This is a genomic window from Cellulomonas sp. EB106-03-03-XG116, from assembly GCF_058792015.1.
Window position 1 is genome coordinate 1 of sequence record NZ_JBYTEP010000090.1, and the last position, 8,324, is coordinate 8,324.

Sequence of the window (8,324 nt, forward strand, 5' to 3'; positions counted from 1 at the left end):
GCCCCGCGCCGCGCCCGCCGCTGGCTCGCCGCCGCCGCGGGCGTCGCCGCGGCCGCCGTCGGCGGCACGGTGCTCGCCCTGCTCCCGGTGCACGACCCGCCGGCCGCGGTCGCGAGCGGCTCCCCGCCGATGCTGGCCTACCCGGTCACCCCCGAGGAGCTCGCGGCCGGCGGCGGCGAGCCGGCGCACGACACGCTGCTCGCGCTCGCGGACGCCGCGGCCGCCCACCCCGACCCCGAGCCGGCCGGCGACGTGCAGCACGTGCTGTCGCAGGCCTGGTACCTGAGCACGGTCGTCGGCGGGGACGGCTCGCCGACCTCCACCGTCGACCCCGTGGTCCGGGAGACCTGGCTGAGCCCCGACGGGTCGCTCGTCGCGATGGAGTGGCGCGGGCAGCACCTGGGCGAGGACGGCCTGCTCGCCGCGATCGACACCACGCCGGCCGACGCGTCGGTCGACCGGATCCCCGCGGGCACGTTCGACCCCGGGCTGTTCACCGCGATGTCCGACGACCCGGCCACGCTGCGCGCCGAGCTGCTCGAGGCGGCCGGCGGTGCGGCGATCGGCTGCGGCCCCGACACGTCCTACGCGGCCTGGTGCGTGTACCAGGCCGCCGCGATCGTGTCCGAGGGGTACGTGCTGCCCTCGGCGTTCGAGTCGGCGCTGTGGACGGTGCTGGCGGACGAGCCGGGCGTCACGCTCGCGGGCGAGGTGACCGACCGGACCGGGCGGCGCGCCGTGGCGCTCGGGGTGCCCGGCGGTCCGCCGACCGGGATCGAGGCGGTGCAGGTGCTGCTCGTCGACGCGGGCACCGGGCGGATGTCCGGGCACGAGGAGGTCACGCTGCGCTCCGAGCCTGCCGGGATCGACGAGCCCACCGTGACCCAGTTCCGGTACGTCGTCGGGGCGGACCTGGTGGCCGAGCCCGGCGGCGGCCGCGCCGGCGACGGTCCGGCGCCGGGCGCCGCGCCGTCAGGCCTGCAGCTCGACGAGGACGGCCGGGACCTCGTCCGCCAGCTCGCGCGCCAGGTAGCCCAGCGGTCCGACGCGGGCGGCGAGGCGGTCGCCGGCGGAGCCGTGCACGGCGGTGCCCCAGCAGGCGGCCTGCTCGGGCGGGGCACCGCCGGCGAGCAGCCCCGCGACGGCTCCGGCCAGCACGTCGCCGCTGCCTGACGTCCCCAGCCCGGGGTAGCCGGTCGCCGACGTCCACCGCCGCCCGTCCGGGTGCGCGATCGTCCCGGCGCAGGTCACGACCGCGCCCCACCGCTCGGCCACCCGCGCGGCCGCGTCGTCCGGGTCGACCTCGTCGACCTCCAGCAGCCGCGCCGCCTCGGTCGTGTTCGGGGTGAGCACGGTGCGCCCCGGCAGCGTGACCTCGTCCCGCAGCCCGGGCAGCACGCCGAGCGCGAAGGCGTCGAGCAGCACCGCCGCGTCCCGGCCGGCGAGCGCGCCGAGCACCGACCGGACCAGCGCCGCGGCGCCCTCGGGCTCGTCGAGCCCCGGGCCCACGACCACGGCGTCGGCGCGCTCGAGCTCCGCCGCCAGGTGCGGCGGCGTCGCGCCGGTGGGGGAGCCGTCGGCGTCCTCCGGCAGGGCCAGCACGCCGGCCTCGGGAGTCGCCACGGCGAGCGGCGCGGCGACCGACTCGGCCACCGCGAGCGTCAGCCGCCCGGCGCCGATCCGGAGCGCCGTCAGGCCGGCGAGCGCCGCGGCGCCCGGGGTGCGGCGGGCGCCGCCGACGACGAGCACGCCGCCGCGGACGTCCTTGGTGCCGTCCCGGGCCGGCAGCGGCCAGCCGCGCAGCAGCGCCGGGGTGAGGGCGGGGGCGTCAGTCATCGCCCTGCCCCGGGTGCTCGGTGACCTCGGCGCCGTCCAGGTGCGCGACGTCGTCGACGACCTCGGCGCGCCAGCCGTCCGGGCCGCCGACCAGGACGGTCACGGACGCGTTGCGCACGCTGCGCTCGGCGACCTGCGCCATGAGCTCGTCCTCGGTCAGCCCCTCGCAGACGTAGCGCAGCAGCCAGATGACGGCGTCGTGGCAGACGACCAGCACGCGCCGGCCCTCCTCGCGCCGCTCGATGTCCGCGACGACCGAGCGGAGCCGCAGCGCGACGTCGGCCCAGGACTCGCCGCCGGGCGGCCGGAAGTACATCTTCCCGAGCCGGTCGCGGCGCGCGGCCTCGTCCGGGAACCGCGCGTCGACCCCGTGGCTGGTGAGGCCGTCGAGGATGCCGAGCTCCCGGTCCCGCAGCCGCTCGTCGACGACCGTGCGCAGCGGCAGGCCGGCCTTCTCGAGCGCGAGCTCGGCGGTCCGGCGGGCCCGGACGTACGGCGAGACCCAGAGGACCTCGGGGGTCTCCCCGGACGGCAGGGTGGCGAGGTGGGCGCCGAGCGCCCGGGCCTGCTCCTCCCCGGTGCCGGACAGCGGGGTGTCGGCGTCGCGCCAGGGCACGCCGACCGTCTCGGCGCCGGCGCGCTCGGCGCGCGTCGCGGCGACGTTGCCCTCGCTCTCCCCGTGGCGGACGAGCACGAGTCTGCTGGTCATGCCCCCACGGTCGCAGGACGCCTCGCGGGCCGCATCCGGACGCGGCCGGCACCGGCGGTGGGCCCTCGGTCCCTGCCGCGGCACCGGGCGGCGGCGATACGTTCTCGTGACAGCGTTCACAAGGCGGTGGGCGCGTGGCGTGAGGAGAGCTGCTGTGCCCGAGATGATGAAGGCCGCGGTCGTCCGCGAGCTCGGCGCCCCCCTGGTCGTCGAGGAGCGCCCGGTCCCGGTGCCGGGGCCGCACGAGGCGCTGGTCCGGGTCGACTACTCCGGGGTGTGCCACACCGACCTGCACGCCGCCCGCGGCGACTGGCCGGTGAAGCCGTCGCCGCCGTTCGTGCCCGGGCACGAGGGGGCGGGTCGCGTGGTCGCGGTCGGCTCCGAGGTGCGCGGCGTCCGCGAGGGCGACCGGCTGGGCAACGCCTGGCTCGCGACCGCCTGCGGCACCTGCGTGGACTGCCTGCGCGGCTGGGAGACGCTGTGCGCCGGGCAGCAGAACTCGGGCTACTCCGTCGACGGCTCGTTCGCCGAGTACATGCTGGTCGACGCGCGGTACGCGCCGCGGATCCCCGAGGGCGTGGACGCCGCCGGGGTCACGGCCGTGCTGTGCGCCGGGGTCACCGTCTACAAGGGGCTGAAGGTCGCCGACGCGAAGCCGGGGGACTGGGTGGTGGTCTCCGGGATCGGCGGGCTCGGGCACCTGGCGATCCAGTACGCCGCCGCGATGGGCTACCGGGTGATCGCCGTGACGGGCTCGGAGTCCAAGCGGGCGTCCGCGCTGGAGTACGGCGCCGAGCTGGTGGTGAACCACCGCGACGGCGACCCGGGCGAGGCGGTGCACGACCTGGTCGGCGGCGCGCACGCGGCGCTGGTCACGGCGGTCAGCGAGTCGACGTTCCCGCAGGCGCTGTCGATGCTGCGCCGCGGCGGGACGGTGTCGCTGGTCGGGCTGCCGCCGGGCACCTTCCCGCTGTCGATCTTCGACACCGTGCTGCGCGGGCTGACCGTGCGCGGCTCGATCGTCGGCACCCGGCTCGACATGCAGGAGGCCGTCGACTTCTTCGCCCGGGGGCTCGTGCGCACCAAGTACGAGCTGCGGCCGCTCGACGCGGTGAACGACGTCTTCGCGCGGATGGAGACCGGGGCCATCGACGGGCGGGTGGTCCTCGACACGGGGCTGTGACTGGCTGTGACAGGATGTGAGCGAGGTCACACGACAGCGACGTGACGGATCGTCGTTCCCTGCGGACTACACGGGTGACGCGCACGGCGGGTGTGGAGGGCACCGGCCGGCGCGCGGCGGCACCGTCCGAGCCCGCAGGGGGCGGCTCGGCCGGCACCGCCGCACCCGATCGGCCCCCGGGAGCAGCGCTCCCGGGGGCCGTTGCGGTGCCGGGTGCGAGGGGGCGAGGGCTCGGCCGGCGTCAGGACGCGGGCGGGCCCAGCGGGGTCGCCGCCAGCGCGCGGGCCACGCCCACCAGGTTCTGCGCCATCGCGCGCCCGGTGGCGTGGCTCCACTCGTGGCCCTCCTCGGTGCCGGAGTAGTCCGGCCCCGGGCCTGGCCCGCGGTTCCAGTAGGTCCAGCCCTGCGGCGCGATCGTGAACCCGATGTCCACCAGCCCGCCGGCGATCTCCGAGATCACGTGGTGCGCGCCGTCCTCGTTGCCGGTGACGACCACCCCCGCGACCCGGTTGTACGCCACCGGGCGGCCGGCGTCGTCCGTCTCCGAGATCATCGCGTCCATCCGCTCCAGCATCTTCTGGGCGATCGACGACGGGCGTCCGACCCAGGTCGGCGTGGCGACGACCAGGATCTCGGCGTCGAGCACCGCGCGGCGCACCGCCGGCCACGCGTCGGTGCCACCCAGGTCGGACTCGACCCCGGGCGGGATGTCGTGGTCGGCCAGCCGGATGGTGCTGACCTCGACGCCGTGGCCCTCCAGGGCCTCGACGACGACGCGCGCGAGCTGCTCGGTGTTCGACGGCTGCGGCGACGGCTTCAGCGTGCAGTTCAGGACGACGGCTCTCATGCGCCCCACGCTCCTCCGCCGCCACGGATCCGGCGACCGGGCCGCCCACCCGCGCGCCCGCGCACCCCGCGCCGAGATAGGACCTCCGCGCCGAGATGGGGCCGACCACGGTCCTGTCTCGGCGCGCCGGTCCTATCTCGGCGGGGTCTGAAGTCGACGTGAGCGCGGTCAGGCGACCGGGGTGTCCCGGCGGCGGGGGAGGGTCGGGCGCGCCGGGCGGCGCCCCGCTGCCCGCTGGGAGGTGTCCCGCGGCTCGGGTCCGGGCTCGTGGCCGACGCCCGGGTTCGGGTCCGAGCCGCCCGGCCGCGCCGGGTCCTCGGTCTCCAGGTCCGGGTCGGCGTCCGGCGCCTCGCCGGCGCCCGGGGCGGCCGCGGAGCCCTCGGCGAGCTGCGGCATCATCTCCTCGAGGCGCGGCCGCCAGCCGGCGTACCGCTCGGGGAAGCACCGGCGCAGCAGGTCGATCATCGCCGACGCCGCGGTCGACGCGCCGGGGGAGGCGCCGAGCAGGCCCGCGATCGAGCCGTCGGCGGCCGTGATCAGCTCGGTGCCGAACTCCAGCACCCCGCCGCCCTTGCCGCGCTTGATGACCTGCACCCGCTGGCCGGCGGTGATGAGCTCCCAGTCCCGCTCGCGCGCCGTGGGCATGAACCCGCGCAGCGTGCGCATCCGGGCGTCGCGGGTCGCGAGCACCTCGCTGATCAGGTACTTCAGCAGGTCGAGGTTGTGCAGGCCGACGGCGACCAGGGGGATCAGGTTGCCCGGCCGGACGGTGCGGACCAGGTCGGTCCACGAGCCGGCCTTGAGGAACTTCATGCTCCAGCCCGCGTAGGGGCCGAACAGCAGCGCCGGGCTGCCCTCGACCACGCGGGTGTCGAGGTGCGGCACGGACATGGGCGGCGAGCCCACGGCAGCCTTGCCGTAGACCTTGCCGCGGTGCCGCTCGACGAGCGCCGGGTCGGTGGTGCGGAGGAACTGGCCGCTGATCGGGAAGCCGCCGTAGCCCTTGATCTCGGGGATGCCGGCGTCCTGGAGCAGGCGCAGCGCGCCGCCGCCGGCGCCGATGAACACGAACCGCGCGTCGAGCGTCGACCGCTTCGGGCTGGCGTTCCACGCCCGGTCGACCAGGTGCAGCCGCCAGCCGCCGCCGCGGCGCCGGCTGATCCGCCGGACCTCGTGCTGCAGCCGGACCCGCGCGCCGCGCGCCACGAGGTCGTCGACCATGCGCCGGGCCAGGGTGCCGAAGTCGACGTCGAGGCCGTCGAGGGCCCGGGTGGCGGCCACGGGCTCGTCGGGGTCGCGGTCCGCCATGATCAGCGGGGTCCAGGACGCGATGGTCTCGGGGTCCTCGGTGTACTCGAGGTGTGCGAACCGCGGGTGCGCGGTCAGCGCGGCGTGCCGGCGGCGCAGGTAGTCGACGTCGGCGGCGCCGCGGACGAACGTCAGGTGCGGCACGGCCGACCGGAAGGAGTCGTCCGGCAGCCGGCCCTCGTCGCGCAGGTGGTCCCACAGCTGGCAGGACAGCGCGAACTGCTCGTTGATCGTCACCGCCTTGGCGATGTCGACGGTGCCGTCGGCGCGCTCGGGCGTGTAGTTCAGCTCGCAGAGCGCGGCGTGCCCGGTGCCGGCGTTGTTCCAGGCGTCCGTGCTCTCCAGGGCGATCCCGTCCAGCCGCTCGACGATCTCGATCCGCCAGGACGGCTCGAGCTCGGAGAGCAGGGTGGCGAGCGTGGCGGACATGATCCCGCCACCGACCAGGACGACATCGACCGGCTCGACAGTTGAGGGCACGACTCGATGGTAACCAGCGCACGCGGTGGTCGGTGCACCAGATCCACGCAGCGGGCACCAGGGACGATCGTCCCCGGGGTCGAGACGCTCTCGGAGTGCGGGGTCCCGGGCGTGGTGCCAGCGTGGGCCCATGAGCACCGACGACACCACGCAGAACGGCTACGACCCCGCCGAGGACCCGGACACCGACCCGGAGATGCTCAACCCGCGCACCGGGACGCAGGCCTCCGGCGGCGACGAGGGCGAGACCGACACCGACGCCGACCCGGACAACCTGAACCCGCGCACCGACGGTGCGGACGGCGGCGGCGCCGGCACCCCGTGAGGCGGCTCGACCGCGCGCTGCTCGACTCCTACCTCGGCGACCACCTCGCCGGGGCGGAGGGCGGCAGCGCGCGGTTCGGCCGGATGGCCGAGGCGTACGCCGGCACCCCGCTGGGACCCGCGCTCGCCCGGATCGCGCAGGAGGTCACGGACGAGCGCGAGTGGCTGCGGGACACCGCCTACCGGCTCGGCGTGCGGCCGTCGGTGGCCAAGCGCGTCGGCCTGGCGGTCGCCGAGCGCGCGGGCAGGCTCAAGCCCAACGGCCGGCTGACCGACCCGTCCCCGCTCACCGCCGTGCTGGAGATCGACCTGATGCGCGGCGCCGTCACCGCCAAGCGCGGGCTGTGGGAGACGCTGCACATCTGGGCCGACGACCTCGGGCTCGACCCGGCGCAGCTGCAGCGGCTGCTCGACCAGGCCGACGAGCAGATCGCGACGCTGACCCGGCTCGGCCAGGTCGCCCGCGAGCAGGCGTTCGCCGAGGACGGCGAGCCGGGGCAGCCGGCCGGGTCCGGGGACGCGCGGTGAAGGTCGTCGTCATCGGGGCGAGCGGCAACGTCGGCACGGCGGTGCTGCGCCGGCTGCGCGACGACCCGACGGTCACGGCCCTGGTCGGCGTCGCCCGGCGCGTGCCCGGCCGGACGCCGCCACCGCCGTACGACACCACCGACTGGCACGCGGTCGACATCGGGGCGGCCGGCCCGGACGGCCCGGTCGTCGAGGCGCTCCGCCGGGTGTTCGCCGGGGCGGACGCCGTCGTGAACCTGGCTTGGCTGATCCAGCCGAGCCACGACCGTGACCAGCTCCGGCGGGTCAACGTCGACGGGATGCGCCGCGTGCTCGGCGCCGTGGTCGAGGCGAGCGTGCCGCACCTCGTCGTCGCGTCGTCGGTCGGGGCGTACAGCCCGTCGTACTCCGAGGAGCCCCGGGACGAGGAGTGGGACACCGGCGGCGTGCGGTCGTCGGACTACAGCGTCGACAAGGTCGCGGTGGAGCGGCTGCTGGACGAGGCCGAGCTGCGGTACCCGACGCTCACGATCGCGCGCCTGCGGCCGGCGCTGGTGTTCCAGCACGCCGCGGGGCACGAGATCAAGCGGTACTTCCTCGGTCCGTTCGTGCCGGCGGGGCTGCTCGACGGCCGGCTGCCGGTGCTGCCGTGGCCCGCGGGGTTCCGGCTCCAGGCGGTGCACGCCGACGACCTCGCCGACGCGTACCGGGAGGCCGTCGTCCGCCAGGCGCGCGGGCCGTACAACGTGGCCGGGCCGGGGATCATCCGGGCCGCCGACGTGGCGGACGCGGTGTCGCGGGGCCGGTGGCGGGAGGTGCCGCACGCCCCGGTGCGCACCGCGCTGCAGCTGGCGTGGCACGCGCGGCTGGCGCCGGTCGGGCCCGGGTGGTTCGACATGGGGGCCTCGGCGCCGGTGCTGGACACGACGCGCGCCGAGCGGCAGCTCGGGTTCCACCCGCGGTACACCGGGGTGCAGGCGATGCGGCAGCTGGTCGCGGGCATCGCGCGCGGGGCGGGCACGGCGAGCCCGCCGATGCGGCCCCGCTGAGACCGGGCCGGGGGGGGGGGGGGGGGGGGGGGGGGGGGGGGGGGGGGGGGGGGGGGGGGGGGGGGGGGGGGGGGGGGGGGG

General features: G+C 76.9%; 8 protein-coding genes and 1 pseudogene. 5 read left to right on the top strand and 4 right to left on the bottom strand.

The genetic code is table 11. The annotated features are described in order from the left end of the window. Positions 1-816: pseudogene (locus AC3WUG_RS18845) on the top strand (CU044_5270 family protein); the annotation flags it as partial. Between the two features lie 156 nt (positions 817-972). Here AC3WUG_RS18845 and AC3WUG_RS18850 read toward each other — a convergent pair. Together AC3WUG_RS18850 and AC3WUG_RS18855 are read right to left on the bottom strand one after the other, a co-directional pair. Continuing rightward, a complete protein-coding gene (locus AC3WUG_RS18850; RefSeq protein ID WP_492329069.1) occupies positions 973-1,836 on the bottom strand; it encodes an NAD(P)H-hydrate dehydratase in 864 nt (287 codons plus the stop codon). Beyond that, a complete protein-coding gene (locus AC3WUG_RS18855; RefSeq protein WP_492329070.1) occupies positions 1,829-2,545 on the bottom strand; it encodes a histidine phosphatase family protein in 717 nt (238 codons plus the stop codon). Before AC3WUG_RS18855 ends, AC3WUG_RS18850 begins: the two co-directional genes overlap by 8 nt. A gap of 166 nt (positions 2,546-2,711) precedes the next feature. On the opposite strand from AC3WUG_RS18855, the gene adhP reads away from it, so the two are divergent. Further along, entirely contained in the window at positions 2,712-3,728 is a 1,017-nt protein-coding gene (gene adhP / locus AC3WUG_RS18860; protein WP_492329076.1) for an alcohol dehydrogenase AdhP, read from the top strand. Between the two features lie 241 nt (positions 3,729-3,969). Here the strand turns inward: adhP and AC3WUG_RS18865 are convergent, their stop codons facing one another. Together AC3WUG_RS18865 and mqo are read right to left on the bottom strand one after the other, a co-directional pair. Continuing rightward, a complete protein-coding gene (locus AC3WUG_RS18865; RefSeq protein WP_492329071.1) occupies positions 3,970-4,575 on the bottom strand; it encodes a flavodoxin family protein in 606 nt (201 codons plus the stop codon). A 168-nt stretch (positions 4,576-4,743) separates the two neighbouring features. Next, complete coding sequence (gene mqo / locus AC3WUG_RS18870) at positions 4,744-6,363, bottom strand: malate dehydrogenase (quinone) (protein WP_492329072.1); 1,620 nt, start codon at positions 6,361-6,363, stop codon at positions 4,744-4,746. 130 nt (positions 6,364-6,493) lie between these two features. Here mqo and AC3WUG_RS18875 point away from each other — a divergent pair, with 130 nt between their 5' ends. Genes AC3WUG_RS18875 through AC3WUG_RS18885 form a run of 3 tightly spaced genes read left to right on the top strand, consistent with a single transcriptional unit; the run spans position 6,494 to position 8,243 of the window. Continuing rightward, entirely contained in the window at positions 6,494-6,688 is a 195-nt protein-coding gene (locus tag AC3WUG_RS18875) for a hypothetical protein (protein WP_492329073.1), read from the top strand. Further along, positions 6,685-7,215, top strand: a complete 531-nt coding sequence (locus AC3WUG_RS18880; protein WP_492329074.1) for a hypothetical protein — start codon at positions 6,685-6,687, stop codon at positions 7,213-7,215. Before AC3WUG_RS18875 ends, AC3WUG_RS18880 begins: the two co-directional genes overlap by 4 nt. Next, positions 7,212-8,243, top strand: a complete 1,032-nt coding sequence (locus AC3WUG_RS18885) for an NAD-dependent epimerase/dehydratase family protein (protein ID WP_492329075.1) — start codon at positions 7,212-7,214, stop codon at positions 8,241-8,243. Before AC3WUG_RS18880 ends, AC3WUG_RS18885 begins: the two co-directional genes overlap by 4 nt. The last annotated feature ends 81 nt before the right edge of the window (positions 8,244-8,324 follow it).